General features: G+C 69.6%; 24 protein-coding genes. 18 read left to right on the forward strand and 6 right to left on the reverse strand.

Annotated elements, in window-relative coordinates; genetic code table 11:
• Positions 1–6 precede the first annotated feature (6 nt).
• The 12 genes from MW290_RS12410 to MW290_RS12465 are packed head-to-tail and all read left to right on the forward strand — an operon-like array spanning position 7 to position 8,713.
• Positions 7–678, forward strand: coding sequence for a precorrin-8X methylmutase (locus tag MW290_RS12410; protein ID WP_250194961.1), 672 nt, complete (start codon positions 7–9; stop codon positions 676–678).
• Complete coding sequence (locus MW290_RS12415; RefSeq protein ID WP_250194962.1) at positions 675–1,793, forward strand: cobalt-precorrin-5B (C(1))-methyltransferase; 1,119 nt, start codon at positions 675–677, stop codon at positions 1,791–1,793. Before MW290_RS12410 ends, MW290_RS12415 begins: the two co-directional genes overlap by 4 nt.
• Entirely contained in the window at positions 1,790–3,109 is a 1,320-nt protein-coding gene (gene cbiE / locus MW290_RS12420; protein ID WP_250194963.1) for a precorrin-6y C5,15-methyltransferase (decarboxylating) subunit CbiE, read from the forward strand. Before MW290_RS12415 ends, cbiE begins: the two co-directional genes overlap by 4 nt.
• The gene (gene cobI, locus MW290_RS12425) at positions 3,102–3,887 is read left to right on the forward strand and encodes a precorrin-2 C(20)-methyltransferase (RefSeq protein ID WP_250194964.1); all 786 of its coding nucleotides are present in this window, start codon (positions 3,102–3,104) and stop codon (positions 3,885–3,887) included. Before cbiE ends, cobI begins: the two co-directional genes overlap by 8 nt.
• Positions 3,884–4,648, forward strand: a complete 765-nt coding sequence (locus MW290_RS12430) for a cobalamin biosynthesis central domain-containing protein (protein WP_250194965.1) — start codon at positions 3,884–3,886, stop codon at positions 4,646–4,648. The genes cobI and MW290_RS12430 overlap by 4 nt, the downstream gene beginning before the upstream one ends.
• Complete coding sequence (locus MW290_RS12435; RefSeq protein ID WP_250194966.1) at positions 4,645–5,052, forward strand: cobalamin biosynthesis protein; 408 nt, start codon at positions 4,645–4,647, stop codon at positions 5,050–5,052. Before MW290_RS12430 ends, MW290_RS12435 begins: the two co-directional genes overlap by 4 nt.
• Complete coding sequence (gene cobJ, locus MW290_RS12440) at positions 5,049–6,050, forward strand: precorrin-3B C(17)-methyltransferase (protein ID WP_250194967.1); 1,002 nt, start codon at positions 5,049–5,051, stop codon at positions 6,048–6,050. Before MW290_RS12435 ends, cobJ begins: the two co-directional genes overlap by 4 nt.
• Positions 6,047–6,433 (forward strand): (2Fe-2S) ferredoxin domain-containing protein, encoded by a 387-nt coding sequence (locus MW290_RS12445; RefSeq protein WP_250194968.1) that lies wholly within the window; start codon positions 6,047–6,049, stop codon positions 6,431–6,433. Before cobJ ends, MW290_RS12445 begins: the two co-directional genes overlap by 4 nt.
• Positions 6,433–6,999 (forward strand): cob(I)yrinic acid a,c-diamide adenosyltransferase, encoded by a 567-nt coding sequence (gene cobO / locus MW290_RS12450; protein WP_250194969.1) that lies wholly within the window; start codon positions 6,433–6,435, stop codon positions 6,997–6,999. Before MW290_RS12445 ends, cobO begins: the two co-directional genes overlap by 1 nt.
• A 13-nt stretch (positions 7,000–7,012) precedes the next feature.
• Complete coding sequence (locus tag MW290_RS12455; RefSeq protein ID WP_250194970.1) at positions 7,013–8,005, forward strand: aminotransferase class I/II-fold pyridoxal phosphate-dependent enzyme; 993 nt, start codon at positions 7,013–7,015, stop codon at positions 8,003–8,005.
• 52 nt (positions 8,006–8,057) lie between these two features.
• Positions 8,058–8,351 carry a type II toxin-antitoxin system ParD family antitoxin gene (locus tag MW290_RS12460; RefSeq protein WP_250194971.1) on the forward strand — a complete coding sequence of 98 codons (294 nt, stop codon included), beginning with the start codon at positions 8,058–8,060 and terminating at the stop codon, positions 8,349–8,351.
• Positions 8,348–8,713 carry a type II toxin-antitoxin system RelE/ParE family toxin gene (locus MW290_RS12465; RefSeq protein ID WP_250194972.1) on the forward strand — a complete coding sequence of 122 codons (366 nt, stop codon included), beginning with the start codon at positions 8,348–8,350 and terminating at the stop codon, positions 8,711–8,713. Before MW290_RS12460 ends, MW290_RS12465 begins: the two co-directional genes overlap by 4 nt.
• Positions 8,714–8,751: 38 nt before the next feature.
• Here MW290_RS12465 and MW290_RS12470 read toward each other — a convergent pair whose 3' ends face one another.
• The gene (locus MW290_RS12470; protein WP_250194973.1) at positions 8,752–9,684 is read right to left on the reverse strand and encodes an AraC family transcriptional regulator; all 933 of its coding nucleotides are present in this window, start codon (positions 9,682–9,684) and stop codon (positions 8,752–8,754) included.
• 195 nt (positions 9,685–9,879) lie between these two features.
• On the opposite strand from MW290_RS12470, the gene MW290_RS12475 reads away from it, so the two are divergent.
• A complete protein-coding gene (locus tag MW290_RS12475) occupies positions 9,880–11,661 on the forward strand; it encodes a tannase/feruloyl esterase family alpha/beta hydrolase (RefSeq protein ID WP_250194974.1) in 1,782 nt (593 codons plus the stop codon).
• Positions 11,662–11,752: 91 nt separating this feature from the next.
• The gene (locus tag MW290_RS12480) at positions 11,753–13,675 is read left to right on the forward strand and encodes a hypothetical protein (RefSeq protein WP_250194975.1); all 1,923 of its coding nucleotides are present in this window, start codon (positions 11,753–11,755) and stop codon (positions 13,673–13,675) included.
• Here MW290_RS12480 and MW290_RS12485 read toward each other — a convergent pair whose 3' ends face one another.
• Positions 13,676–13,942 carry a DUF3253 domain-containing protein gene (locus tag MW290_RS12485; protein WP_250194976.1) on the reverse strand — a complete coding sequence of 89 codons (267 nt, stop codon included), beginning with the start codon at positions 13,940–13,942 and terminating at the stop codon, positions 13,676–13,678.
• A complete protein-coding gene (gene katG / locus MW290_RS12490) occupies positions 13,939–16,143 on the reverse strand; it encodes a catalase/peroxidase HPI (protein WP_375142757.1) in 2,205 nt (734 codons plus the stop codon). Before katG ends, MW290_RS12485 begins: the two co-directional genes overlap by 4 nt.
• A gap of 196 nt (positions 16,144–16,339) precedes the next feature.
• Here katG and MW290_RS12495 point away from each other — a divergent pair, with 196 nt between their 5' ends.
• The 3 genes from MW290_RS12495 to MW290_RS12505 all read left to right on the forward strand — a co-directional run bounded on the left by MW290_RS12495 (position 16,340) and on the right by MW290_RS12505 (position 19,937).
• Complete coding sequence (locus tag MW290_RS12495) at positions 16,340–17,143, forward strand: transporter substrate-binding domain-containing protein (protein ID WP_250194977.1); 804 nt, start codon at positions 16,340–16,342, stop codon at positions 17,141–17,143.
• Positions 17,144–17,146: 3 nt separating this feature from the next.
• Positions 17,147–17,800: an amino acid ABC transporter permease gene (locus MW290_RS12500; RefSeq protein WP_250194978.1), complete on the forward strand. Its 654-nt coding sequence runs from the start codon at positions 17,147–17,149 to the stop codon at positions 17,798–17,800.
• Between the two features lie 142 nt (positions 17,801–17,942).
• On the forward strand, positions 17,943–19,937 hold the full coding sequence (locus tag MW290_RS12505) for a secretin GspD/PilQ domain-containing protein (RefSeq protein WP_250194979.1): 1,995 nt from the start codon (positions 17,943–17,945) through the stop codon (positions 19,935–19,937).
• Between the two features lie 91 nt (positions 19,938–20,028).
• Here MW290_RS12505 and MW290_RS12510 read toward each other — a convergent pair whose 3' ends face one another.
• Both MW290_RS12510 and MW290_RS12515 read right to left on the reverse strand, forming a co-directional pair.
• Positions 20,029–21,585 (reverse strand): methyl-accepting chemotaxis protein, encoded by a 1,557-nt coding sequence (locus tag MW290_RS12510; RefSeq protein WP_250194980.1) that lies wholly within the window; start codon positions 21,583–21,585, stop codon positions 20,029–20,031.
• A 236-nt stretch (positions 21,586–21,821) separates the two neighbouring features.
• On the reverse strand, positions 21,822–23,072 hold the full coding sequence (locus MW290_RS12515) for a glycosyltransferase family 4 protein (protein WP_250194981.1): 1,251 nt from the start codon (positions 23,070–23,072) through the stop codon (positions 21,822–21,824).
• Between the two features lie 114 nt (positions 23,073–23,186).
• On the opposite strand from MW290_RS12515, the gene MW290_RS12520 reads away from it, so the two are divergent.
• On the forward strand, positions 23,187–23,822 hold the full coding sequence (locus MW290_RS12520; RefSeq protein ID WP_250194982.1) for an Mpo1-like protein: 636 nt from the start codon (positions 23,187–23,189) through the stop codon (positions 23,820–23,822).
• On the opposite strand, the gene MW290_RS12525 is transcribed toward MW290_RS12520, so the two are convergent.
• A complete protein-coding gene (locus MW290_RS12525; protein WP_250194983.1) occupies positions 23,807–25,468 on the reverse strand; it encodes an aminotransferase class III-fold pyridoxal phosphate-dependent enzyme in 1,662 nt (553 codons plus the stop codon). The genes MW290_RS12520 and MW290_RS12525 overlap by 16 nt on opposite strands.
• Positions 25,469–25,473: the final 5 nt, after the last annotated feature.

Below are 25,473 nucleotides of genomic sequence, written 5' to 3' on the forward strand. Positions count from 1 at the left end.
GCGCCGATGAGCACCGTCAACACCGTCACCGAGCAGCTCACGCCGGCCGGCCAGGCCATCGAGCACGACAGCTTCGCCATCATCGATGCCGAGGTGGGCCCGCATGCCTATACAAGTGCCCAGTGGCCGGTGGTGCGGCGGATGATCCATGCCAACGCCGACTTCGACTTCAACGGCCTTACCGACTTCCACCCGCAGGCGGTGGCGGCCGGCATCGCCGCCATCTGCCGCGGCGGCACGCCGGTGGTGGCCGATGTGGAGATGATCTGCTCCGGCCTCAGCAAGCCGCGGCTGGCCCACTTCGGCATGGCGGCGCACCAGTTCATCAGCGACGACGACGTCATCGCCCAGGCCCGGGCCGAGAACAGCACCCGCGCGGTGCAGGCCATGCGCAAGGCGGGGCGGCTGGGGCTGCTGGAAGGCGGCATCGTCGGCATCGGCAACGCCCCCACCGCGCTGCTGGAGCTGGTGCGCCTGGTGCGTGAAGAAGGCGTGCGCCCCGCGCTGGTGGTGGGCATGCCGGTGGGCTTCGTGTCGGCCGCGGAATCGAAGGATGCGCTGGCCGAGCTGGCCGAGGTGCCCTGGATCGTGATCCGCGGCCGCAAGGGCGGCTCCACGCTGGTGGTGGCGGCGCTGCATGCGCTGTTGTCGCTGGCCGAGGCCGAAGCACGCGGATGAAAGAAGGCGCCAAGCCCCGCGGCACCCGCACCGGTTTCACCACCGGTGCGTGCTCGGCTGCGGCGGCGCGGGCGGCGGCCATCGGGCTGGTGGAAGGTGCCGTGCCGCCCCACATCGACTGCCTGCTGCCCAATGGCGACAGCGTGCGCTTCGAGGTGCACGACGGCCGCTGCGATGCCCACAGCGCCCACGCCATGGTGGTGAAGTTCGCGGGCGATGACCCCGATTGCACCGACGGCGCCCACCTCACGGCCGACCTGCGCCGCCTGCCCGGCCAGGCCGGCGTGGTGCAGCTGACCGGCGGGCCGGGCGTGGGCACCGTCACCATGGCCGGCCTGGGGCTGGCCGTGGGCGGCCCCGCCATCAACCCGGTGCCCCGCCGCAACATCGAAGAGAACGTGCGCGCGGTGGCTGAAGAACTGCTGTTGCACGACGGGCTGGAAGTGTGCATCTCGGTGCCGCAGGGCGTGGAGATGGCGCGCAAGACGCTGAATGCGCGGCTGGGCATCCTGGGCGGCATCTCCATCCTGGGTACCACCGGCATCGTCAAGCCCTACAGCACCTCGGCCTACCGGGCCAGCGTGGTGCAGGGCGTGCAGGTGGCGGCCACGCTGGCCGCGCAAACCGGCCGCAGCGTGGTGGTGCTCACCACCGGCGGCCGCACCGAGCAGTTCGCGATGCGTGAACACCCCGAGCTGCCGCCCGCCGCCTTTGTGCAGATGGGCGACTTCCTGCGCTATGCGCTCGATGAGGCGGTGGCCCAGGGCATCGCCCAGGTGGTCATCGGCGGCATGGTGGGCAAGCTCACCAAGATCGCCCAGGGCGAGACCATCACCCACGCCAACCGTGCCGAGGTGGACACCGAACTGCTGGCCCGCCTGGCCGCCCGCGTGGGCGCACCGGCGGCCGACTGCGCCGAGATTGCTGCCGCCGAGACCGCCCGCTTCGCGGCCGAGCGCATGCAGGCGCTGGGACTGCTGGAAGCCTTTCATACCGCGCTGGCGCAGGAGGTGGTCAACACCCTGACCGCGCCCGACCGCTACGGCCAGCGCTTCCAGCTGCAGGTGCTGGTGTGCGATTTCGATGGCCACAAGATCGCCGAGGCCCATTCATGACGACGACCCCTTCAGATCCTTCCCCGGCCCGCGTGATCGGCGTGCTGGACGACGGTGCCGCCAGCCTCACCGCCACCGCGCTGGCCCACCTGCGCCAGGCGCGGGTGGTGATCGGCGGCCACCGCACGCTGGCTCTGTTCGACGACGACATCGCGCCCCAGGCCCAGCGCCTGGACCTGACCGGCCGCCTGAGCCAGGTGCCCGAGTGGATACGCGCCGCCCGCGCCGACCGGCTGCCGGTGGTGGTGCTGGCCACCGGCGACCCGCTGTGCCATGGCATTGCGGCCTACCTGGCCAGCCATTTGTGCATCGAGGCCATCGAGGTGCTGCCCAACCTGAGCACGGTGCAGCTGGCCTGCGCACGGCTGGGCCTGGCCTGGCAGGAGATGAAGATCCTCTCGGTGCATGCCGCCGATGCCGGCGAATGGACGCCCGGCGCCGCGCCCGGCCATGGCCTGTATGCGCTGGCCCAGGCGCTGCGCGCGCACGACCGCTTGGCCGTGCTCACCAGCCCCGACAACACGCCCGACCGCATCGCTCGCCTGCTGTTGGCCGAAGGGCTGGGCGATGCGTTCCAGATGGCGGTGGCCGAGCGGCTGTGCAGTGCCGATGAACAGGTGCACGGCACGCTGATGCCGGCCGATGCCGCCCAGCGCAGCTTCGCCGACCCCAACGTGGTGCTGCTGTGGCGGCTGCAGGCCAGGCCACAGCCGGTGCTGTTCGGCCTGCCCGATGCGGCCTACCAACAGCGCCAGCCCGACAAGGGTCTGATCACCAAGCAGGAGGTGAGGGCGGTGTCGCTGGCGCGGCTGCAGCTCAAGGCGCACAGCCGGGTGTGGGACATCGGCGCCGGCAGCGGCTCGGTGGGGCTGGAGGCCGCACGCTTGTGCCCGCAAGGGCATGTGTGGGCCATCGAGAAGAACGAGGCGGATGTGGCGATTGCCGCCACCAACCGCACGGCCTTCGGCGTGGCCAACCACACGCTGGTGCAGGGCCGCGCGCCCGAAGGGCTGGACGCCTGGCCCGACCCCGATGCGGTGTTCATCGGCGGCTCGGGCGGTGAGCTGGCCGGGCTGATCACGCTGTGCCTGCAACGGCTGCGGCCGGGCGGCCGGCTGGTGATGAACTTCGTCACCATCGAGAACCTGGCCACCGCCACCGCGGCCCTGACGCAGGCCGGCGCCAACTGGGGCACCACATGGGACGTGCTGCAACTGCAGGCCGCGCGCAGCAAGCCCATCCTGGCGATGCACCGCCTGGCCGCCGAGAACCCGGTGTGGATCGTGTGCGCAGAAAAGGCGGTGGCCGATGTCTGAAGCCATGGTCACCCGCGGCCGCCTGATCGGCGTCAGCCTGGGCCCCGGCGACCCCGGGCTGATCACCCGCCGCGCCTGGGCGCTGCTGCAGCGGCCCGATGCGGTGTGGGTGTACCCGGCCCGCAGCACCCGCACGCCCAGCTATGCCTTCGGCATCGTCGAGCGGGCCGGGCTGCAGCCGCCGGCCGAGCACCAGTGCCTGCTGTTTCCGATGACGCACGACGAAGAGAAGCTGGTGCGGGCCTGGCACCGCGCCGCCGATGCGGTGCTGCCCTGGCTGCAGGCGGGGCGCGATGTGCTCTTTCTGGTCGAAGGGGATGCGGGCACCTATGCCACCTTCGGCCATCTGGCGCGCACGGTGCAGGCCATGGATGCGCGCATCGCCACCGAGATAGTGCCTGGCGTGCAGGCCTTCACCGCCGCCAGCGCGGGCCTGAACCAGCCGCTGGCCGAGCAGGACGACACCGTGGCCGTGGTGCCGGCGGCTTATGGCGTGGCCATGCTGGACCGGCTGCTGCCGGACTTCGACACGCTGGTGCTGCTCAAGGTCAAGCCCTTGATGGAGCCGCTGCTGGACTGGCTGCAGCAGCGCGAGCTGCTGGCCGGCGCCGCCTTCGTGGAACGGGTGGGCGCGCCGGACGAGCGCCACCTGCGCGGCCCAGCCATGCTGGCGCTGCGCGGCCAGAAGGTGAGCTACCTCTCTTTGTTGATCGTGAAGAACCCGCTGCGGGTGCGTGGTGAGCGCATACGCGGCTGCTTGAAGAAGGATGTTGCATGACGGGTGTGGACACACCGCAAGCCCGGCCGCCCCGCGTGGTGCTGGTGGCCATCACACGCCACGGCGCGGGTCTGGCAAGACGCCTGGCCGAGGCACTGCCCAGCGCCGAGGTCTGCGTATCGGCCAAGTTCGCCGAGGCGCTGACCGGCCTGCCGCAGCCGGTGCATGCCTATGAGGGCGCGTTCAAGGACGAGATTGGCGGCCTGTTCGCCCGCTACGACCAGATCGTGTTCTTCGTCTCGCTGGGCGCGGTGGTGCGGCTGATCGCGCCGCACCTTAAGAACAAGGACGAAGACCCCGGCGTGCTGGTGGTGGACGATGCGGCCGCCTTCGTCATCCCGGTGCTGTCGGGCCATGTGGGCGGCGCCAATGCCATGGCCGAGCAGGTGGCCGTGCTGCTGGGCGCCACGCCGGTGCTCACCACCGCTTCCGACGTCGGCCGCACGATTCCGGTGGACATCCTGGGCCGTGAACTGGGCTGGACGGTGGAAGCGCCCAAGCTCAACATCACCCGCGTCTCGGCCCATGTGGTCAACGGCAATCCCATCGCCTTCGTGCAGGAAGCGGGCAGCCCGCATTGGTGGACACGGCCGACGCCGCTGCCGGCCAACATTCGCCGTTTCGAGCGGCTGGAAGACGTGGACCTGGCGCAGCATTCGGCGGTGCTGTGGGTCACACACCGCCCGGTGCCGCCCGCGCTGTGGCAGCAACTGCACGAAGCGCTGGTGGTGTACCGGCCGCCGCAGGAAGCGCAGGCATGAGCAGACCCGTGGCCGTGGGCCTGGGCTGCGACCGCGGCACGCCGCTGCCCACGCTGGCGCAGGCGCTGGCCGAGGCGCTGCAGCAGGCCGGCGCACGGCCGGCCGACGTGGCCGGCGCGGCCAGCATCACCCTCAAGGCCGACGAGCCCGGGCTGCTGGCGCTGGCCGCTCAGCAGGGCTGGCGCATCCACTTCTACGCCCCGGCCGAGCTGGCCGAGGTGCCGGTGCCCAACCCTTCTGAAGTGGTGCGCCGCCACACCGGCACGCCCTCGGTCAGCGAGGCCGCGGCCCTGCTGGCCGCTGGCGGCGCAGGCGCGCGCCTGCTGGTTGAAAAACACAAGCTGCGTGGCGCCGACGGGCGCCATGCCACCGTCTCCATCGCCGCCTTGGCACCCCGACCATGAACGCTGAAGCCACGCCCATTCCGGACCCCACCACCGCCGGCAAGATCATGCTGGTGGGCATCGGCCCCGGCCATGTGGACCACATGACCGCCCGCGCTCGCGCCGCCATCGCCGAAGCCGACGTGGTGGTGGGCTACGTCACCTACATCAAGCTGGTGGCCGACCTGATCGAAGGCAAGGAGGTGGTGCGCAAGGGCATGACCGAAGAGCTAGACCGCGCCGTGAGTGCGCTGGAAGCCGCCCGCGCCGGCAAGAAGGTGGCCTTGATCTCCAGCGGCGATGCCGGCGTGTACGGCATGGCCGGCCCCACCTACGAGGTGCTGTTCCAGGCCGGCTGGACGCCCGACGACCCGGTGGCGGTGGAGATCGTGCCCGGTGCCTCTGCCTTGAATGCCTGCGCCGCGCTGGTGGGTGCGCCGCTGACGCACGACTTCTGCGCCATCTCGCTCAGCGACCTGCTGACCCCCTGGCCGGTGATCGCCCGCCGGCTGGACGCCGCTGCCGCGGCCGACTTCGTGGTGGCGCTGTACAACCCCAAGAGCGGCCGCCGCACGCGGCAGATCGTGGAGGCGCAACGCATCTTTTTGCGCCACCGCCGGCCCGACACACCGGCCGTGGTGGTCAAGAGCGCCTACCGCCGCCGCCAGACCATCCACCACACCACACTCGATCGGCTGATCGAGGCCGACATCGGCATGCTGAGCACGGTGCTCATCGGCAACAGCGCCACCTTCGTGCGCGACGGGCTGATGGTGACGCCGCGCGGTTATGCCAACAAGTACGACGCCGAGCACGAAACGCGTGAAGGCGAAAAGCCCGGCCGATCCTTGAGCACCGGCCTGCTGGGCTGGCTGGCAGCGTTGCGCGAGCAGGCCGCCCAGGGCCACACCGTCAACGACCTGGCTTGCCTATACAACTTGCCGGCCGACTACATTGCGGCCACGCTGGCCGACACCGAAGACGGCCCGGCCGCGGACACCGAGGACACCGAAGCATGACCGATACCGCCACGGCCCCGGAACTGGCCGGCACCGAGGTGCCCAAGCCCAAGATCGGCGCCTACCACCGCCACCTGCTGGTGTGCACCGGCCCGCGCTGCTCGCAGGACGGCGCCTCGCAGGCGCTGTTCGACAGCCTGGGCGACAAGCTCAAGGCCGCGGGCCTGAACGAAGGCGCGCTGCGCATCAAGCGCAGCCGCGTCAGCTGCTTCGCGGCCTGCAAGGGCGGCCCCATCGTGTGTGTGCAGCCTGACGGCACCTGGTACTACAACGTGACGCCGGCCAACATGGACCGCATCATCGAGCGGCACCTGGTGGGCGGGCAGCCGGTGGCGCCGCTGGTGTTCCACCAGGCCGGGCAATCCCCAACAGGGGGTGCGTGATGGAGATCGTGAATCCCCCCACCAGCGCCTCGCCCAAGCCCGAAGGCGAACGCCGCGGCCTGCTGCTCATCCACACCGGCCACGGCAAGGGCAAAAGCACCGCGGCCTTCGGTCTGGCGCTGCGCGCCCATGGCCGCGGCAAGCGGGTGAAGATCTACCAGTTCATGAAGGTGCCTTCGGCCCGCTTTGGCGAGCACCGCGTGTTCGAGCAGCTGGGCGTGCCCATCGAAGGCCTGGGCGACGGCTTCAGCTGGAAGAGCAAGGACTTGGAACACAGCGCCCAGTTGGCGCGTGATGGTTGGGCCCGGGCTGAGGCCACCATCCGCGCCGGCGAGCACTTTCTGGTGGTGCTGGACGAAGTGACCTACCCGCTGCGCTACGGCTGGCTGCCGCTGGAGCCGGTGCTGCAGGCGCTGCGTGAGCGCCCGCCCCATGTGCACGTGGTGCTCACCGGCCGCGACGCGCCGCAGGAGCTGATAGACCTGGCCGACACGGTGACGGAGATGACGCTGGTCAAGCACCACCACCAGGCCGGTGTGCCGGCGCAGCGCGGCATTGAAGATTGATGCCGTCAACGACATGACCCGCACCCACGGCGGCCCCGACGCCCGCGGCCCGGCGCGCTTCGACTTCTCGACCAATGCCAACGCCACCGGCCCGTGCCCGATGGCGCTGGCCGCCGTGCAGGCCGCCGATGCCAGCCGCTACCCCGACCCCGGCTACACCGCGCTGCGGGCACGGCTGGCGGCCTTTCATGGCGTGGCGCCGCAGCGCATCTTGCTGGCCGCCAGTGGCAGTGAGTTCATCCAGCGCATCACCGCCGTCGGCGCCCGGCTGCAGCCCGGCCCGGTGGACGTGCCGGCGCTGGCCTATGGCGACTACCGCGCCGCCGCGCAGGCCTGGGGCCGCGAGGTGGTGACGGCCGACGACCCCCGCGCCACGCTACGCTGGCAGGCCGAGCCCAGCAGCCCGCTGGGCCAGGATGCGCCACCGCCCGCCGACCCCGGCGACCGCCCCACCGTGCTGGACGCGGTGTACGCGCCGCTGCGCCTGCAAGGGCAGGGCGCGTGGACGGCGGTACAACGCGACCAAGTGTTCGTGATGCACAGCCCCAACAAGGCCCTGGGCCTGTGCGGCGTGCGCGGCGCCTATGTGGTGGCGCCCGATGCCGCCTCCGGCCTGGCCTGGGACGTGGCCGCCTGGTGCCAGGCGCTGCAGGCGGCCGAGGCTTCCTGGCTGCTGTCGGCGCAGGGCGTGGCGATGCTGCAGAGCTGGACGCAGGAGGGCACGCAGCAGTGGCTGCGTGAATCGCTGGTGGTGCTGCGGGGCTGGAAGGCGGAGCTGGTCGAGCTGTTGGACCAGCGTTGCTTCGAGCTGCAACCCAGCGTGACGCCCTTCTTCGTCGCCCGCCCACCGGAGGGCCTGAAGGCCGCGGCGCTGCGTGAAGCGGGCATCGCGGTGCGAGAGACGACTTCGTTCGGACTGCCGGGCTGCTGGCGGCTGTCTGCTCAGCCGGGTGACGCGATGCAAGCGCTGGCCACCTCGATGGACAAAGAGCAAGCCGCATGCTGAGTGTTGGCATACTCTGCCAACAAGTCCCTCATCCATAGCGCAGGAGTGCCCCATGCCCACACGCAACGTCGTTTTGAGCGATCACCAGCATGCGCTGGTGGAAGGTCTGGTGCAGTCGGGTCGTTACCAGAACGCCAGCGAGGTGCTTCGCGAGGGTCTCCGGCTGATCGAAGATCGTGAGCGCGCCCAGGAGGCCAAGCTGACCGCTTTGAAACAGGCGGCCCGCAAGGGCTGGGCAGACCTGTCGGCTGGACGCTTTGCGGACGTGGAAGACGACCAGCTCGAGGACTTCATCGGGCAGCTGGGTCGCCGAGCTGCGGCCAAGGGCAGTACCTCCGGCGCATGATCCGCTATCGCTTGTCCGATACGGCTCAGGCGGACATTGAGCAGATCCTTGCATGGACCCATGAGCACTTTGGCGAGCCAGCGCGGCTGCGTTACCAGCGCCTCATCATTGCTGCCCTGCGAGATCTGTCGACCGATCCGCAGCGGTTGGGCAGCGTCGAACGACCTGAACTGGGTCGAGGCGTGCGGACCTGGCACCTGCGCCTGAGTCGTGATCATGTGGACCCTTCGCCGCAGCGGGTGCGACGACCCAGGCACTTCCTCGTGTATCGGGTGGAGCCCGACTTGCTGGTGGTGGGTCGCGTCTTGCATGACGTGATGGAATTGGAACGCCATCTTCCGCCGGGTGCACGCTGGGAGTAGCGTCCAACTCGCTGACCCGCACGCTCCGCCTCAGCCCTTCACCCCACTCGCCACCGCCCCGGCGTCATACCCGTCACCCGCCGGAACGCCTGGGTGAAGTGCGACTGGCTGGCAAAGCCCAGCTGGTTCGCCAGTTGGGCCAGCGGCGTGCGCGGGGCGGCGCGCAGCAGCTGGCAGGCCACCTGGATGCGCCGCTCGGTCACGTAGGCATGGGGCGATCGCTCGAAGCTGCGCTTGAAGGCACGCGCGAAGTGCGCCGCGCTCAGGCCGGCCAGCGCGGCCAGTTCGTCCACCGACAGGTCGTCGGCCAGATGTTCGTCGATGTGCTCGCGCAGCCGACTGCATTGCACCGGCGACAGCCGGGCCTGTGCACGCTCGGGCGGGCCGGCATGGGCGCCGTGTTCGCTCGTCAGCCAGCCCAGCAGCGCCAGCGACAGGCCTTGTGCATACAGCCGGCCATGCGGGCCGCCCTGGCTGGCTTCGTCCCACAGCTGCAGCACGAGGTCGGTCACCCGCGCATCGAACAGCTCATGCCGCGTGGGCAGTGCCAGCACCGCGCCATCGCCCTGCAGCAGCGCGCCTACCTGGGCGGCCGGCAGCTGCAGCGCCACCACCTCGCCGCGCTGGCCCTGCCAGCGCGCTTCGTCCACGCAGAAGCCGGCGCCATAGAGCTCGAACATGCCGGGTGAAGCGTCCAGGTCGAGGGCCCGGCGGCCGGTGGTGTAGCAGCGTTTGCCGCGGCCCGAGCGGGCCACCGCCAGCGACGGATGGCACATCTGCATCTGGGCCACCACCGCATCGCCGGGCAGCAGCTGCAGTGTCATCGGCAGGCCCGTCCAGGCGGGCGGCGCCGACAGCAGGGGCAGCATCACCTGGTCAGCGTCGGTGCCGCTCACGCCCACGCAGCTGCCCCACGCGGTTGCGCGCCGGGTGCCGGCCGAGGGCGCTGGAAGCAGATCGGGCGAGGCCATTTGGCATGCAGTTTATTGCTTGGTTCCGTGCGCCATCAGCGCGGGCAAACCCCGACGGACAAGCGCAGGGCGATGACAAACCAGCGCAGGTTCCTGGTAGACCTGGGCGTCTCTCGTTTCTATCGTCGCTCCACTTGCCCAGCCGCTGTGGGGCGCAAGTGCACTTTAGTGCTACATCATGAGGAGACAAGGATGATGAACCCGATGCAAGGCCGGCGCCTGGCCGCCGGTCTGGGCCTGGCGGCCACGGTGCTGCTGGCCGCTTGCGGCAGCAACGACGACGACCGCGCCGCACTGGCCTGCGACAGCAGCCTGGCCACCGCCTTCCAGCCCGATGCGCAGACCTCGGTGGTCGCGGTCAAGGCATTCAGCAAGGGTGATGCGTTGCTGCTCAGCGGCAGCGCCAGCGCCAACACGCCCACCGCGGCGGCCGACGTCTGCATGGTCAAGCTCAACGTGGGGCCGGGCAACCCGGGGCCGGCCGGTGCGCCGTCCACTTCGGCCGGCATTGGCATCGAGGTGTGGCTGCCTGCCAAGGCGGCCTGGAACAACCGCATCCATGCGCTGGGCGGCGGCGGTTGGCAGGGCGGCCCGGCCGGTTCGGCCACGGCGATTGCCAGCACCGCGGCGGCGGCCGTCGCCGGGGTGGAGGGCGCGGTGTCCTCCGTCACCGACACCGGCCATGCCGTCACGGGCACCGGCGCCTTCGCGATGAACCCGGACGGCAGCATCAACCAGACGCTGTGGACCGACTTCGCCACCCGCGCCATCCATGAACAGGCGGTCAAGACCAAGGCGCTGGCCGCGGCCTACTACGGCCGCCCGGCGCGCTGGGCCTACTGGGAAGGGGGCTCCACCGGGGGCCGCCAGGGCCTGAACCTGGCGCTCAACCACCCCGAGCACTACGACGGCATGGTGGCCAACTACCCGGCCATCCACTGGACCCGCTTCATCACCAGCGAGCTGTACCCGCAGATCGTCTACCAGCGCGACCTGGGCGGCACGCCGCTGAGCAAGGCGCAAGTGGACCTGGTGTCCAACGCGGCCATCAGCGCCTGCGACACGGTGGGCGGCACGCACCTGGGCTACCTGATCGACCCGGCGGCTTGCCGCTACAACCCCGTGCAGGATGCGGCCGTGCTGTGCGCGGCCGACGGTGGCAGCAACACCACCACGGCCTGCGTGAGCCGACTGCAGGCGCAGGCGCTCAACAAGATCTGGTATGGCATGACCAGCGACGGCAGCGTGCCCGACCCGGCCACCGACAACGGCTGGCAGCAGGTCATCGCCAGCACCTTGATGGGCAACGGGCTGCAACGCTGGACGGGCCTGACCCGCGGCACCAACCTGGGCCTGCTGGCCGGCGCGCAGACCGAGTTCACCATCGCCTCGGACCTGGTGGCGCTGGAACTGGAAGACCCGACGCTGGCGGGCACCAGCTTCCTAAATGCCAAGGCCAATGGCCAAGCGGGCTGGAAGCAGCTGAGCTATGCGCAGCTGAACAATGCCTATGAACGCGGCCTGGCGCTGCAAAGCCAGTTCGCCAACATCAACACCGACAACCCGGACCTGAGCGCCTACAGAAACCGCGGCGGCAAGATCCTGACCTGGCATGGCCTGGCCGACGAGCTGATCGCGCCGCAAGGCACGATCAACTACTACCACCGCGTGGCCGCCGCAATGGGCGGCATGGCCAACGCGCAATCGTTCTTCCGGCTCTACCTGGTGCCCGGCCAGGGCCACGGCACCCCCAACGGCACGTCGAATCCCAACGCCATCATCCCCGCCGTGGCCGCCAGCCAGATGTACGGCCTGCTGACCGACTGGGTGGAAAAAGGCACCGCCCCCGACCAGGTGCTGCTGAGCACCACCACCAGCGCCGGCACCACCCGCTCGATGCCGGTGTGCGTGTATCCCAAGAAGATCACGTACCAGGGTGGGGATGTGGGGGTGGGTGCGAGCTACGGGTGCAGTTGAGCAGGGCCGACGTCGTCTGATGTGTGGATGTCAAGCCAGGGGCCGGGCGCTACAAGCCCAGTACCTGGGTTGACCCATGCAGGAGGACGTCATGAGGGTTCGTCGTCGCCAGCGCTCGCGCAGCCATTGGATGGTCATGGCAGCCACCTCGTCAGCCGTGGTGGCCGTCACCGGCTGCAGCATGATGAATCCCTACGACCATGTCAGCCTGGTTCCGCCGCCAGCTGCGCCGGACGCAGCTCCGGCGCGGTTCCGGCTCGCAGGCGGCGCAGACGAGGGACTGCGGGTGGCCGAGTCGATGCGGCAAACCTACTTCAACAACCTGAAGTACACGTCCTACCTGCGCAATGGCACGGCCGTTCTGGCAGGCACGCTCACGGGCTGGACGATCTACAACGCGACCAAGCCTGACGGCGCCGGCAGTGGCGCCTCTGAGGCCAACACACGCCGCGGCGTGCGGCTGGGTGCGACGCTGGCGACGCTCTACGGGCTGCGCGAAGTCTTCGTCAACCCCGAGCAGGACGCCGCCTATGTGGCGGGCTACCAGGCGTTGACCTGCCTGATGCTGCAGTCTTCTCCCTTGCTGATGACGCAGTTCGATCCGAAGAGCGGTACTGGCGGGCAGTCCAGCCAGCCACCGGCTCCCACAGGTGCCGCCTACACGCCGGCAGTGCGTGTGCGTACCGACGACATCGGCGATGCCGACTGGCTGGAGGCCTCACTCAACCGGTTGGAGCAGACCATCTTTCGCGTGCATAAGCGCGTGGCGCAGGATGCTTTGCGTGCCGATGCCTTTGCGGAAGGCGATGCCGACGTTGCGAAGAAGCAGGCCTACCTGCACGGCCAGATCAAGGCCACCCGCAAGGCGTTGTCGTATGCCCGCACTTCGTTGGCGGAGGGGCGGGCGCTGCTGCACTCGGTGGACCATGTGGGCGCCGAGCTGACCAAGCGTGTGGGATTGGTGGTGTCGGCCGTCAACGGTCAGGTGCAATCCACTCAACGCGATGTGGCCGGTGCGGCGGATGCGTTGACCAAGGCCGATGACCTGCTGGGCACGGTGAGAGGGCTGGGCGGTGGCACCGAAGCCGATCAGGCCGATATCGCGACTGCATCAGCGCAAAGCGCCGCCGAATTCTGGCTGTGGCCTGCGTCGATGCCTTCGATCCGGTTGGCCGGTCCCATGAGCACCGCGGTGGATGTGCTGCTGGCCCAGGCACCGGTGGCCCAGGCGGGTACACCATCCGTCGTGAAGAAGAAGCCGGCCGGAACGGGGCCGGTGAAGTCCAAAGCGTTGCCGGCCGAAGTCGTTGCAGACGCCGCCACGGCTGCCGAGTTGCAAGCAATCCGGGATGCTTTGGATGCTGCGCTCAAGGCCATGGCGGAACGAAAGGCGAAGGCGGATCAAGCTGAACTCCTGAAGAAGAAGCAGGAAGAGATCGACCGGCTGCAGGCTGCGATGACGAAGATGAAGACGCAGGCGCTTTGGGAACAGGCGGCCTGCAGCAATAACGAGATCGGATGCGCCGCGTCGTTGGCTGCCGAGACCGAAGAGCTTTTCGCGGACCGCCGACCGGTGGCGCAGGCCTTGCTCAATTTCCGTCGAGCCGTTCGACAGGTCGGCGATACCCCGGAGTGCAATGAACTGGCCGCGCTGAGGGTCACGCCCAGCGAGCCTTTTTATGCCCGCCCGGGGGACACGGTGTCGTTCTTCGTCAGCCAGCGCGACAAGGGGAATCCGTCGGCGTTCATGAACGGGCCGACCGACGAAAAGTCGGGCATCAAGTTCTCGTTCAATGGCGTCGAAGGCTCGACGGCAGGCTTGTTCCGCGCAGACCTTACCGTAGGCCCGGACATGAAGCGCCAGCAGGTGCGTGTGGTCTTCTCCAATTCGAAGGGCACTGCGCGCCGGGAGGTGGTGCTGCTGGCCGGGGCCACCGCCGCCTCCGCCTCCTCGCCCGCTCCGACAGCTTCGGCCGCTTCGGCACCTTCTGCGGGAGATGCAAAAGCCAAGTGATCACGAGAAGTTGCGGCCCAACCTCACCGCACCCCCCTCCTTCAGCACATCCACATCCACCCCACCGCGCGTCACCCGCAGCCGCCCGGCGTCGGCCAGGCCCTGCGCCACGCGGCGCACCTCGGGCATCAGCGCGCGCCAGCCGGCTTCTTCGGCCACCAGCGCGCGGGCCACTTCGGAGGGGCAGATCGTCTTGCCCGGCTGACGGGCAGCCAGCAGACGGAAGATCGTCTCTTCGATCTGCGGGTCACCCCCCATGCCGGTCATGCCGCGCTGCGGCCCTGCACGTCGAACCGGTCCAGGTTCATCACCTTGGTCCAGGCCTGCACGAAGTCGCGCACGAAATGGGCATCACCGTCGGCGGCGGCGTACACCTCGGCCAGGGCGCGCAGCTGCGCGTTGCTGCCGAAGATCAGGTCGGCCAGCGTGGCCGTCCAGCGGCGTTCGCCGGTCTTGCGGTCGGTGCCTTCGAACACGTTCTTCTGGCCTTCCACCGGCTTCCAGGCCGTGCGCATGTCCAGCAGGTTCCGGAAGAAGTCGGGGCTCAGCGTGCCGGGGCGGGTGGTCAGCACGCCATGCGCCGTGTTGCCGCTGTTGGCGCCCAGGGCGCGCAGGCCGCCCACCAGCGCGGTCATCTCGGGCGCGGTCAGCATCAGCAGGTTGGCCTTGTCGATGATGGCGTTGGCCACGTTGGCCGGCGCCGCCTTGCCGATGTAGTTGCGAAAGCCATCCACCGCCGGTTCCAGCACCTTGAACGATTGCACGTCGGTCTGTTCCAGCGTGGCGTCGGTGCGGCCGGGGGTGAAGGGCACCTGCACCGTGTGGCCGGCCTGCTGCGCGGCCGCTTCGATGGCGGCGCCACCGGCCAGCACGATCAGGTCGGCCAGCGACACCTGCTTGCCACCGGCGGCTTTGCCGTTGAACTCGGCCTGGATGGCTTCCAGCTTGGCGATGACCTGGGCCAGCTCGGCCGGGTCGTTGGCTTCCCAGTCCTTCTGCGGCGCCAGCCGCACGCGGGCACCGTTGGCACCGCCGCGCAGGTCGCTGCCGCGGAAGGTGCTGGCGCTGGCCCAGGCCGCCTTCACCAGCTGCGCCGTCGTCAGGCCGCTGGCCAGGACGCGCTGCTTCAGCTGCGCCACGTCGGCCGCATCCACCAGCGGATGGGTGGCAGCGGGCAGCGGGTCTTGCCACAGCAGTTCTTCCTGCGGCACCAGCGGGCCCAGGTAGCGCACCTTGGGTCCCATGTCGCGGTGGGTGAGCTTGAACCAGGCGCGGGCGAAGGCGTCGGCAAACTTCTGCGGGTTGGCCAGGTAGTCGCGGGCGATCTTCTCGTAGGCCGGGTCGAAGCGCAGCGCCAGGTCGGCGGTGGTCATCATCGGCTGGTGCAGCTTGCCGGGGATGTGGGCATCGGGCACGTTGCGGCCGGCGTCGCCCACGGGCTTCCACTGGTGCGCACCGGCGGGGCTCTTGGTCAGTTCCCACTCGAAGCCGAAGAGGGTTTGCAGGTAGCTCATGTCCCACTGCGTGGGCGTGGCGGTCCAGGCGCCTTCCAGGCCGCTGGTGATGGCATGGGCACCGATGCCGGATTCATACGCGCTCTTCCAGCCCAGGCCCAGCTCCTCGATGTTGGCGCCTTCGGGTTCCGCGCCCACGTGGTGCGCCGGGCCGGCGCCGTGGCACTTGCCGAAGGTGTGGCCGCCGGCCACCAGGGCCACGGTCTCGGCATCGTCCATCGCCATGCGCGCGAAGGTCTCGCGGATGTCGCGGGCCGAGGCCACCGGGTCGGGCTTGCCGTTGGGGCCCTCGGGGTTGACGTAGATCAGGCCCATCTGCACCGCGGCCAGCGGGTTGGCCAGCTCACGTTCGCCGCTGTAGCGCTCGTCGCCCAGCCAGGTGGATTCCGGGCCCCAGTCGATGGGCAGCGGTTCCCAGATGTCTTCACGGCCGCCGCCGAAGCCGAAGGTCTTGAAGCCCATGGACTCCAGCGCGACGTTGCCGGCCAGGATCATCAGGTCGGCCCAGGAGAGCTGGCGACCGTACTTCTGCTTGATGGGCCACAGCAGGCGGCGGGCCTTGTCCAGGTTGCCGTTGTCGGGCCAGCTGTTCAGCGGCGCGAAGCGTTGCTCGCCCGAGCGGGCGCCGCCACGACCGTCATAGATGCGGTAGGTGCCGGCCGAGTGCCAGGCCATGCGGATGAAGAAGGGGCCGTAGTGGCCGTAGTCGGCCGGCCACCAGTCCTGCGAATCGGTCATCAGGGCATGCAGGTCGGCGATCACCGCTTTCAGGTCCAGCTTCTGGAATTCCTGGCGGTAGTCGAAGTCTTCCAGCATCGGGTCGCCCAGCTTGCTGTGCTGGTGCAGCACGCCCAGGTTCAGCTGGTCGGGCCACCAATGGGCGTTGGTGCGGGTCTGCTTGGGCTTGCTGCTGCCGTGGGCCACGGGGCACTTCATCTCGGTTTCGGCGCTCATGCGGGGCATCTCCTTGCGGGCGGTTTGTGTAGGCCTGAAGGTTACGGTGGGCAGGGGGTAGGTAGCCATTGGCCGTTTGGATGATGGCGATAGCCCCCGACCGGCTTGCCCGGCGGGTGCCGTTGGTGCAAGCCCACGGCGGCCAGGGGCGGGGTGGCGGTGGCAACATGTCGCCTTTGGCTCACGAAGAACAACCATGCACAACCGTCGTTCACATCTGCTTGCAAGCGCCGCCCTGGGCCTGGCCCTGCTGGCCGGCACCGCCCATGCCGCCACCGACCTGCTGGACGAGGTGAAGCAGCGCGGCACGCTGCGCGTGGCGGTGGAGGGCACCTACCCTCCCTTCAACTTCCGCGACGCACAGGGCCAGCTCACCGGCTTCGACGTCGAGATCGCCGCCGCCATCGCCGGCAAGCTGGGCGTCAAGCCGGTGTTCACCACCACCGAGTGGAGCGGCATCCTGGCCGGGCTGCAGGCGGGCAAGTACGACGTAATCGTCAACCAGGTGGCGGCCACCGACGCGCGCCGCCAGACCTTCGACTTCAGCGGCCCCTACGTCAGCTCGTCGGCACAGCTCATCATCCGCGCCAACGAGACGCGGCCGATGGGCACGCTGGCCGACCTGAAGGGCAAGCGCATCGGTGTGGGGCAGGGCAGCAACTACGCCGACCTGGCCCGCGGCATCGAAGGCGCCGAAGTCAAGGTCTACCCCGGCGCGCCCGAGTACCTGCAGGACCTGGCCACCGGCCGCATCGACGCCGCGCTGAACGACAGCCTGCTGATCCCCTACCTGACGCAGACCAGCAAGCTGCCGCTGAAGGCCGGGGCGCCCATCGGCCCGAGCACCAGCAACGCCATTCCGTTCCGCAAGGGCAACCCCAAGTTCCAGGAAGCGATCGACAAGGCACTGGCCGACCTGAAAGCCGACGGCAGCTTCGAGAAGATCTCGACCAAGTGGTTTGCCCGTGACGTGAGCAAGCCGCTGGCCGCCGCCAAGTAAGCCATGGACCTGTTGCCGCTGTTGCAGCTGGCCGCACCGGTGATGCTGCGCGCCACCGGCTACACGCTGTTCTTCGCGGTCTCGGCCATGGTGCTGGGGCTGGCGCTGGGCACGCTGGTGGCGCTGCTGCGCGTGCTGCGGCTGCCGGTGCTGGCACAGCTGGCGCAGCTGTACGTCAGCATCTTCCGCGGCACGCCGCTGCTGGTGCAGGTGTTCATCGTGTACTACGGGTTGCCCAGCATCGGCATCGAGTTCTCGCCGGTCACCGCGGGCATCCTGGCGCTCACGCTCAACGTGGCGGCGTACCTGAGTGAAAGCCTGCGCGGCGCGGTCAGCGGCATCGGCCAGGGCCAGTGGCTGGCCGGCACCAGCCTGGGCCTGACGCATGTGCAGACCCTGCGCTACGTGGTGGCGCCGCAGGCGCTGCGCACCGCGGTGCCCAGCCTCAGCAACTCGCTGATCAGCCTGATCAAGGACACCTCGCTGGTGTCGGTGATCGCGGTCACCGAGCTGATGCTGGCCACCAAGGAGCTGATCTCAACCACCTTCCAGCCGTTTCCGCTGTACCTGGCGGCGGCGGGCGTGTACTGGGTGCTCAGCCTGCTGTTCGAGCAGGTGCAGCGAGTGCTGGAAAAGCGGCTGGCGTTTCCGGGCTGAGCAGGCCGCCCGGGGCATGTTGCTGCCGGCTTACCAGCGCCACAAGACCGGTTGACACAGGTCTTGCAGCATTGCAGCTTGCTACGCTGCCCTTGCGCCCTTCGTGAATCTCTCCTTCCGCCCACGGCCCTGGAGGCCGTGTTTGCTGGCCGCCTGCGCGCTGGCCTTGGCCACGGCGCAGGCCGCCGCTGCCGCACCGTCCACCATGGCCCCCACTGCCCGGGGGGCAGGCACCACCACGCTGAACTTTCCCGACATCGAGGTGGAAGCCGCCGCCCGCGTGATCGCCGACCTGTTGAACCGCCCGGTGCTGGTGGACCCGCGGGTCAAGGGCAAGCTCACGCTGTACACCGAGCAGCCCGTCAGCTCGGCGCAGGCCATGTCGGTGTTCGTCACCGGCCTGCGCGGGCTCAACCTGGCGATGATCGAATCCAACGGCCTGCTGAAGATCCTGCCCGAGGCCGATGCCAAGCTGCAGAGCAGCACGGTGCGGGTGGACACCGCCAGCGTGCGGGCCGGCGATCCGGTGCAGACGCAGGTGTTCAAGCTGGTCCATGAGAACGGGGCCAACCTGGTGCCGGCGCTGCGGCCGCTGATCGCGGCCAACAACACCATCAACTACATCGCCGGCACCAATGCACTGGTGATCACCGACTACGCCAGCAACCTGCAGCGGCTGGGCCAGCTCATCAGCGCGCTCGACCAGCCGGGCGCCACCGACGTGGAGGTGATCCGCCTGCAGCATGTGCTGGCCACCGAGGTGGCCCCGCTGGTGCAGCGCTTCGTCGACGACACGGGCGGCGCCAGCGCGCAGGCCGCAGGCGGCACGGCACCGGCAGGCTTGCGCACCAGCGGCAGCGGCCCCGGCATCGTGGCCGACGGCCGCATCAATGCGCTGCTGGTGCGGGCCCCTCATCCGGCGCGCCTGGCCGCCATCCGTGGGCTGGTGGCTCGGCTGGACCAGCCCGGCAGCACCGGCCTGGCCGGCAGCAACGTGCACGTGATCTACCTGCAGCACACCGAGGCCACACGCCTGGCGACGGTGCTGCGGGCGGCGTTTCCGGCCGGGGCCAGTGGGGCGAGCGGTGGCTCGTCGTCGCCTTCATCGCCGCAAGGCAGCGGCGGCGGTGTGGGCGGTGGCAGCACGCCCGGGCTGTCAGCCGCCGCCGGGTCGTCGTCCAGCGGCAACGCGGACAACAGCGGCGGCGCCAACAGCAAGGCCTCCACCGCGGCCACCACCGGGGCGGCAGCGCCCGTCACCGGCGGCCACATCCAGGCCGACCCGGCCAGCAATTCGCTCATCGTCACCGCGCCGGAGCCCTTGTTCCGGCAGTTGCGGGCGGTGGTGGACCAGCTGGACACGCGCCGCGCCCAGCTCTACGTGGAGTCGCTGGTGGTGGAGGTGGACGCCAGCAAGGCGCTGGACGTGGGCCTGCAGTGGAAGCAGATCTTCAACATCAGTGCCACCACCACCGACCTGACGCTGGGCACGGTGGCACAGGCGCTGCAGTCGATGTCGGGCACCAACATCCTGTCCACCGCCAACCTGGTGACGCTGGACAACGAGGAAGCCAAGATCGTCGTCGGCCAGAACGTGCCCTTCGTCACCGGCTCCTACACCTCCACCAGCAGCAGCACGCCATTTCAGACCATCGAGCGCAAGGACGTGGGGCTGACGCTGCGCATCCGGCCGCAGATCGGCCCCAACGGCGCCATCCGGCTGAGCATCCTGCAGGAGTCGTCGTCCGTGGCCAGCACCACCACGCCGGGCACCACCAATGCCGGCCCCACCACCAACAAGCGGGCCATCGAGTCCACCGTGATGGTCAACGACGGCAAGATCATCGTGCTGGGCGGGCTGATCGAAGACGGCTACACGACGCAGGCCGACCAATGGCCGGTGCTGGGCGAGATACCGGTGCTGGGCGCCTTCTTCCGCACGCTCAGCAGGACGCGATCGAAGACCAACCTGATGGTGTTCCTGCGCCCGGTGGTGATGCCCGACGAGGAGGGCAGCAGCCGCCTCTCGCTGGATCGCTATGACTACATGCGCAGCCGCCAGCAGGCGCTGCCAGCCGATGCGAGTCAGGTGCTGCCCGGCCGGGAGATGCCGCTGGCACCAGACTGGACGGACTGAGGCCCCCAAGCTCGCTGCGCTCGCGCCCCCCCTAGGGGGAACACCCGCCCTTGGGGCGGCCCGGCGGGCGGGTGGGCCCTGAACGTGGTGCTCAGACCTGGAAGGCGGCCACCGCCTGCACCAGCTGGCGCGACTGCTCGCGCAGGCTGTCGGCGGCGGCCGTGCCTTCTTCCACCAGCGACGAGTTGTGCTGCGTGGCCTGGTCGATCTGGCCGATGGCCAGGCCCACCTGCTGCACACCGGCGCTCTGCTGAGCGGTGGCCGCGCTGATCTCGGTGACCACCGAGTTCACGCCGCGGATCGCCTGCACGATCTCCTGCATGCGCTGGCCGGCATCGTCCACCAGCCGGCCACCGCGGTCCACCTGTTCCACGCTGCCGCTGATCAAGGCCTTGATCTCGCGCGCCGCTTCGGCGCTGCGCTGGGCCAGCGTGCGCACCTCGCTGGCCACCACGGCGAAGCCGCGGCCCTGCTCGCCGGCACGGGCGGCTTCCACCGCGGCATTCAGGGCCAGCAGGTTGGTCTGGAAGGCAATGCCGTCGATCACGCCGGTGATGTCGGCGATCTTGGACGAGCTGCGCTCGATGTCGCGCATCGTGTGCACCACCTGGCCCACCACCTCGCCGCCGCGCTGGGCCAGCGTGCTGGCTTCCTCGGCCAGCTTGCTGGCCTGGGCGGCGTTCTGGGCGTTGTGGCTCACGGTGGCGGTCAGTTCGTCCATCGTGGCGGCGGTCTGCTGGCAGGCGCTGGCCTGTTCTTCGGTGCGCTGGCTCAGGTGCAGGTTGCCCTGTGCGATCTGGGTGCTGGCGGTGGCCACGCTTTCGGAGTTGCCACGCACGGCGGTGACGATGGCCGACAGCGATTGCTGCAGCCGCTGCACTGCGGCCAGCGTGCTCTTGCTGTCCCGCGGGTGCACCACCACCGGCGTGACCAGGTCGCCGGCGGCCAGGCGGTTGACCGCCTCGTTCAGGCAGGCCGGCTCGGCACCCAGGGTGCGCAGCACGCGGCGGGTGATGGTCAGCGTCAGCCATACACCGGCACCCACGGCGAGCAGCACGCCGGCGATGGCCCCATTGCGGTCCCAACTGTGGCGGCGTTCGGCCTCCGCCTCCCGCAGCGCGGCATGGCGTGCCGTCGTGGCCACCATGTTGTTCACCTCGGCCAGCAGGGCCGCCAGCAGCGGGCGGCATTCGGCGGCGATGCGGCGTTCGGCGTCGGCCACCTGGCCGCTGGTGGCCAGCGCCACGATCTGCAGCGCCACCGGGCTGTACCTGGCTTCCGCCGCCTGCACTTTCTCGAACTGGCTGCGCTCATCCGCCGAGGCGCGTGAGGTGTCTGCCAGCTTGGCGGCCAGTCCCTCCATCGCCTTGATCATGGCCTTCTGGGCCTTGTCCACCGCGGCCTTCTCGGCCTCGATGTCCTGCGGCGCGGTGACGATCACCAGGTTGCGCGCGGCCACCGCGCGGGCGTTGGCCGCGGCCACGATGTCATTGAGCAGGTGGGTGCGTTCGGCCGGGCCGTCGACGTAGCGCAGGTAGTCGCTGCGTCCGTCTTGCATGCCCTTCATACCCACTGCGGCCACGGCGATCACCACCGCCACCATCAGTGAGAACCCCAACAACAACATCGAACGCACGGATTTCATCATGTCTTTCGCCTGCCAAACCACCGACAAAAACGGGCTGTGCTGGGCTATCGGCAGTCCCGCGCCGGACCTGAGCGGCGATTTGATGAAAACGGCGGCGTGGCGTGTCGTTTATGGCCGAAGTGGTGGCTCACGCCAAGCGGCGTGGCAAGAGGACATCGTTGCGCTGGGTGACGGGTTCCCTGGCTGCAAGGCCTTCCGCCCATTGCTGCGGTCGGTTCTGCGCTCCGATGACGTGATTACAGCGGCGGTGTGTGACAGGGCGATGTCGAGGCATGTGCCGGGTGGCCGGCCGCCACTGCGGCCGCGGTCGGCTGCTGCTGCGGTTGCTGCACCTGCCCGGCCACCTGGCGCAGCCGCGCCTCGAAGCCCTGCACCACGCTGTCCCAGCCCAGCGGTGTGGCGGTGCGGCGCGCCTGCGCGGCCAGCCGATGGCGCAGCGCCGCATCGCCCGCCGCCTGCATGGCCAGGCCGACGAAGCGCGGGCTGTCGTCCAGCGGCGCCAGCAGTCCATCGTGGCCGTGCCTCAGCAACTGACCAGCGGCCGCATGCTGGAAGGCGACGATGGGCAGCCCGCTGGCCAGCGCCTCCAGCGTGGCATTGCCGAAGGTCTCGGTCTGGCTGGGAAAGAGGAAGAGGTCGAACGAGGCATAGTGCGCCGCCAGCGCGGCGCCGCGTTGCACGCCGGTCATCACCGCCGTGGGGCAGGCGGCCTGGAGCGCGGCCTGCTGCGGCCCGTCGCCCACCAGCACCAGCCGGGCGCGGGGCTGCAGGCGGCGTATCTGCTCATACGCCTGCAGCGCCACGCCCAGGTTCTTCTCGGCAGCCAGGCGGCCGACGCAGCCCAGCACCAGGTCATCGGGGCCGGCACCCCAGGTGGCGCGCAGCGCATCGCTGCGATGGGCCGGGGCAAAGCGCTGTGTGTCCACGCCGCGGGGCACCACGTGCAGCCGCTCGAAGCCCTGCAGCTCCAGCTGCTGGCGCAAGGCCTCGGTGGGCACCAGGGTGCAGCCGCAGGCATTGTGAAAACCGCGCAGGTAGGCCGTGATGGGGTGCTGCAGCCAGCCGATGCCGTAGTGCGCGCTGTAGGCGCTGAAGTTGGTGCGGAAGTCAGCGCTGACGGGCAGCCCCAGCCGCCGCGCCGCGCGCAGCGCCGACCAGCCCAGCGGGCCTTCGGTGGCCACGTGCACCACGTCGGGCCGTTGGTGCTGCCACAGGCGCAGCAACCGGCCCACGGCCGGCAGGCCCATGCGCAGCTGCGGATAGCGGGGAATGGCCAGGCCGGGCAGCAGGTGCTGGCGCAGCGCGCCAGGTGGCTGCGGGGCCCGTGGTCCTGCGGTCGGTGCATCGGCCGCCTGGCGCGGCCGGATCAAGGCGACATCGTGCCCGCGGCCTCGCAGCCCCTCCACGAACTGCTGCGTGGTGGTGGCCACGCCGTTGACTTCCGGCGGATAGGTCTCGGTGACGAAGGCCACGCGCAGTGCATTCATGCGGCCATGCTGGCGGCGCTGCGCAACAGCTTGATGACACCGGCCGGTCACGCGGCTTTCATCGGCGGTGGGCAGCATGGGCGCGCCTTCAGGCCCTTCATGGAGACCGCCCGCATGAAACGCTTCCTCGACACGCTGCGCGAACAGCGCTGGGACGACCATCGCTTCTACCACCAGAGCCGCATCAACCAGAGCCTTCACTTCATCAGCGCCATCAGCTTCCTGGTGGCTTATGTGCTGCTGTTCATCGACCCCGCGATGGCCGCGCTGATCGGCTGGCTGTTCTCGATGACCACGCGCCAGATCGGCCACTTCTTCTTCGAACCGCGCGGCTTCGACGACGTGAACAACGTGACCGACGAATACAAGGAAGCAGTGAAGGTGGGCTACAACATCCACCGCAAGGTGGTGCTCATCGCGGTGTGCGTGGGCCTGCCGCTGCTGCTGTGGCTGCAGCCTTCGCTGTTCGGCCTCATCACCCCGGCCACCAGCTGGCAGGGCACGCTGCACGACATCGGCATCGCCTGGCTGGCGCTGGGCGTGGCGGGCCTGCTGTTCCGCGTGGCGCAGCTGTGGCTGCGCGACGGCGCGGTGCCCGCGCTGGCCTGGATGACCAAGATCCTGACCGACCCGGTGCACGACATCATCCTGTACCACAAGGCGCCGCTGGCCCTGCTGCGTGGCGAGCTGATCGACCCGATGACGCATGTGCGGCATCAGGTCCGGGGCCAGGTTCAGCCGAATCGCTGACGGACCAGTTCTTTCAGGAACCCGCGGCGGATGCCGCGGTTGCTGGCCGAGGCGTCATGCCACCACCAGCCGTCGGCCTGCATCTCGCGGGCCGCGGCCACGAAGCGGGCCGCCACCGCATCCACGTCGGCCTGGCCGTGATTGAGGCTGAACACGATGCGGCCGCTGCCCACCCACGACAGCGCCAGCCCATGCGCCCGGAGATAAAACTGCAGCATCCAGTTGTAGCGCGAAGGCACGGTGTACAGCACCGTCCAGATGCTTTGCAGCCCCGCCACACGCACCGGCACGCCGGCCGCCGCCAGCGCCGCATTGAAGCGGTCCTGGTGGCCCGTCCAGCGCTCGTCCAGTCCGTCGTAGATCGCCTGCACTTCAGGCGTGTCGAGCCGACGCAGGAAGGCGTTCATCGCGGCCATCACCGTGGGGTGGGCGTTGAAGGTGCCGCGGGCGAAGCAGATGTCGGCCGGCCGATCGTCGCGGAAGCGCTTCATCAGCGCGGCCTTGCCGCACACCACGCCGACCGGCAGGCCGCCGCCCAACGTCTTGCCGTAGGTCACCAGGTCGGCCTGCAGGTTGAAGTAACCCTGCGCGCCGCGCTCGCCGAGTCGAAAGCCGACGAAGACTTCGTCCAGGATCAGCACGATGCCGCGTTCGGTGCACACCTGGCGCAGCTGCTGCAGCCAGGCGGTGTAGGCGGCGCGGTCCACGCCGGCGCGGCGGCTGCTGTCCACCAGCGACGAATCGCCCGGCGCCGCGGCGTTGGGGTGCAGCGCCTGCAGCGGATTGACCAGCACGCAGGCGATGTCGCGCCGGGTGCGCAGCACGTGCAACGTGCGCTCGTCCATGTCCTTCAAGGTGTAGGTGTCGCGCTGCGGCATCGGGTTGCCGGGGCCGGGCTGCACGTCGTCCCACCAGCCGTGGTAGGCGCCGGCAAAGCGCACCAGGTGGCGGCGGCCGGTGTGGTAGCGGGCCAGCCGCACCGCTTGCATCACCGCCTCGGTGCCCGACATGTGGAACGACACTTCGTCCAGGCCCGAGATCTTGCGCAGCCGCGCGATGTTGTCGGCCACGCAGGGCAGGTAGCTGCCCAGCACCGGGCCCACGGCCAGCGTGGCGGCATGGGCTTCTGCCATGCAGGCCTTGTAGAAGTCGACGCCGAACACGTTGACACCGTAGCTGCCCGTCAGGTCGTGCAGCTGGTTGCCGTCCAGGTCCTGCAGCATCACGCCGCTGGCCTGGGTGACGAAGCTGCCCGCGCGCAGGTGCTGCCGCACCATGGCGCTGAACGGGAAGGGCACGCGGTAGCGGCCGGTGAACTGCAGGTCCGACAGGCCCTCGGCCGCCTGCGCGGTCAGCGCCGCGCCCTGGGCAAAGCGCTGCGCATACAGCGCGGCCAGCCGCTCGAAACCCTGGCGCCGCCGTTCGGCCACCGCGTCGGGCACGCCGTCGGCATTGAAGAAGCGGTCAGGCCCGTAGGCAAAGCCCGGTATCCAGCCGGCCACGCGCTTGGCCATGCGCGCATGCCCGGTGAGCGAGCGGTGCTTGGCCCGCGACAACTGCAGCCGGCGCCGCGTGCGCGGCAGTCCCCAACCCAGCGTGCCGAGCGCTGCCACGGCCAGGGCCGTCAGCGCGAAGGTGTCGTCCATGTCAT

Origin of the sequence: Aquincola tertiaricarbonis, assembly GCF_023573145.1 — a bacterium.
Classification (GTDB): Bacteria; Pseudomonadota; Gammaproteobacteria; order Burkholderiales; family Burkholderiaceae_C; genus Aquincola; species Aquincola tertiaricarbonis_B.

What these genes read in the sequence shown, in the direction of transcription:
- MW290_RS12510 (WP_250194980.1), bottom strand. Translation starts at nt 21,585, where the DNA reads ATGATGAAATCCGTGCGTTCGATGTTGTTGTTGGGGTTCTCACTGATG.
- MW290_RS12485 (WP_250194976.1), bottom strand. Translation starts at nt 13,942, where the DNA reads ATGACCGGCATGGGGGGTGACCCGCAGATCGAAGAGACGATCTTCCGT.
- MW290_RS12465 (WP_250194972.1), top strand. Translation starts at nt 8,348, where the DNA reads ATGATCCGCTATCGCTTGTCCGATACGGCTCAGGCGGACATTGAGCAG.
- MW290_RS12525 (WP_250194983.1), bottom strand. Translation starts at nt 25,468, where the DNA reads ATGGACGACACCTTCGCGCTGACGGCCCTGGCCGTGGCAGCGCTCGGC.
- MW290_RS12430 (WP_250194965.1), top strand. Translation starts at nt 3,884, where the DNA reads ATGACGGGTGTGGACACACCGCAAGCCCGGCCGCCCCGCGTGGTGCTG.
- cobI (WP_250194964.1), top strand. Translation starts at nt 3,102, where the DNA reads ATGTCTGAAGCCATGGTCACCCGCGGCCGCCTGATCGGCGTCAGCCTG.
- MW290_RS12500 (WP_250194978.1), top strand. Translation starts at nt 17,147, where the DNA reads ATGGACCTGTTGCCGCTGTTGCAGCTGGCCGCACCGGTGATGCTGCGC.
- MW290_RS12515 (WP_250194981.1), bottom strand. Translation starts at nt 23,072, where the DNA reads ATGAATGCACTGCGCGTGGCCTTCGTCACCGAGACCTATCCGCCGGAA.
- cbiE (WP_250194963.1), top strand. Translation starts at nt 1,790, where the DNA reads ATGACGACGACCCCTTCAGATCCTTCCCCGGCCCGCGTGATCGGCGTG.
- katG (WP_375142757.1), bottom strand. Translation starts at nt 16,143, where the DNA reads ATGAGCGCCGAAACCGAGATGAAGTGCCCCGTGGCCCACGGCAGCAGC.
- cobJ (WP_250194967.1), top strand. Translation starts at nt 5,049, where the DNA reads ATGAACGCTGAAGCCACGCCCATTCCGGACCCCACCACCGCCGGCAAG.
- MW290_RS12495 (WP_250194977.1), top strand. Translation starts at nt 16,340, where the DNA reads ATGCACAACCGTCGTTCACATCTGCTTGCAAGCGCCGCCCTGGGCCTG.
- cobO (WP_250194969.1), top strand. Translation starts at nt 6,433, where the DNA reads ATGGAGATCGTGAATCCCCCCACCAGCGCCTCGCCCAAGCCCGAAGGC.
- MW290_RS12415 (WP_250194962.1), top strand. Translation starts at nt 675, where the DNA reads ATGAAAGAAGGCGCCAAGCCCCGCGGCACCCGCACCGGTTTCACCACC.
- MW290_RS12475 (WP_250194974.1), top strand. Translation starts at nt 9,880, where the DNA reads ATGAACCCGATGCAAGGCCGGCGCCTGGCCGCCGGTCTGGGCCTGGCG.
- MW290_RS12460 (WP_250194971.1), top strand. Translation starts at nt 8,058, where the DNA reads ATGCCCACACGCAACGTCGTTTTGAGCGATCACCAGCATGCGCTGGTG.
- MW290_RS12520 (WP_250194982.1), top strand. Translation starts at nt 23,187, where the DNA reads ATGAAACGCTTCCTCGACACGCTGCGCGAACAGCGCTGGGACGACCAT.
- MW290_RS12470 (WP_250194973.1), bottom strand. Translation starts at nt 9,684, where the DNA reads ATGGCCTCGCCCGATCTGCTTCCAGCGCCCTCGGCCGGCACCCGGCGC.
- MW290_RS12410 (WP_250194961.1), top strand. Translation starts at nt 7, where the DNA reads ATGAGCACCGTCAACACCGTCACCGAGCAGCTCACGCCGGCCGGCCAG.
- MW290_RS12480 (WP_250194975.1), top strand. Translation starts at nt 11,753, where the DNA reads ATGAGGGTTCGTCGTCGCCAGCGCTCGCGCAGCCATTGGATGGTCATG.
- MW290_RS12435 (WP_250194966.1), top strand. Translation starts at nt 4,645, where the DNA reads ATGAGCAGACCCGTGGCCGTGGGCCTGGGCTGCGACCGCGGCACGCCG.
- MW290_RS12455 (WP_250194970.1), top strand. Translation starts at nt 7,013, where the DNA reads ATGACCCGCACCCACGGCGGCCCCGACGCCCGCGGCCCGGCGCGCTTC.
- MW290_RS12445 (WP_250194968.1), top strand. Translation starts at nt 6,047, where the DNA reads ATGACCGATACCGCCACGGCCCCGGAACTGGCCGGCACCGAGGTGCCC.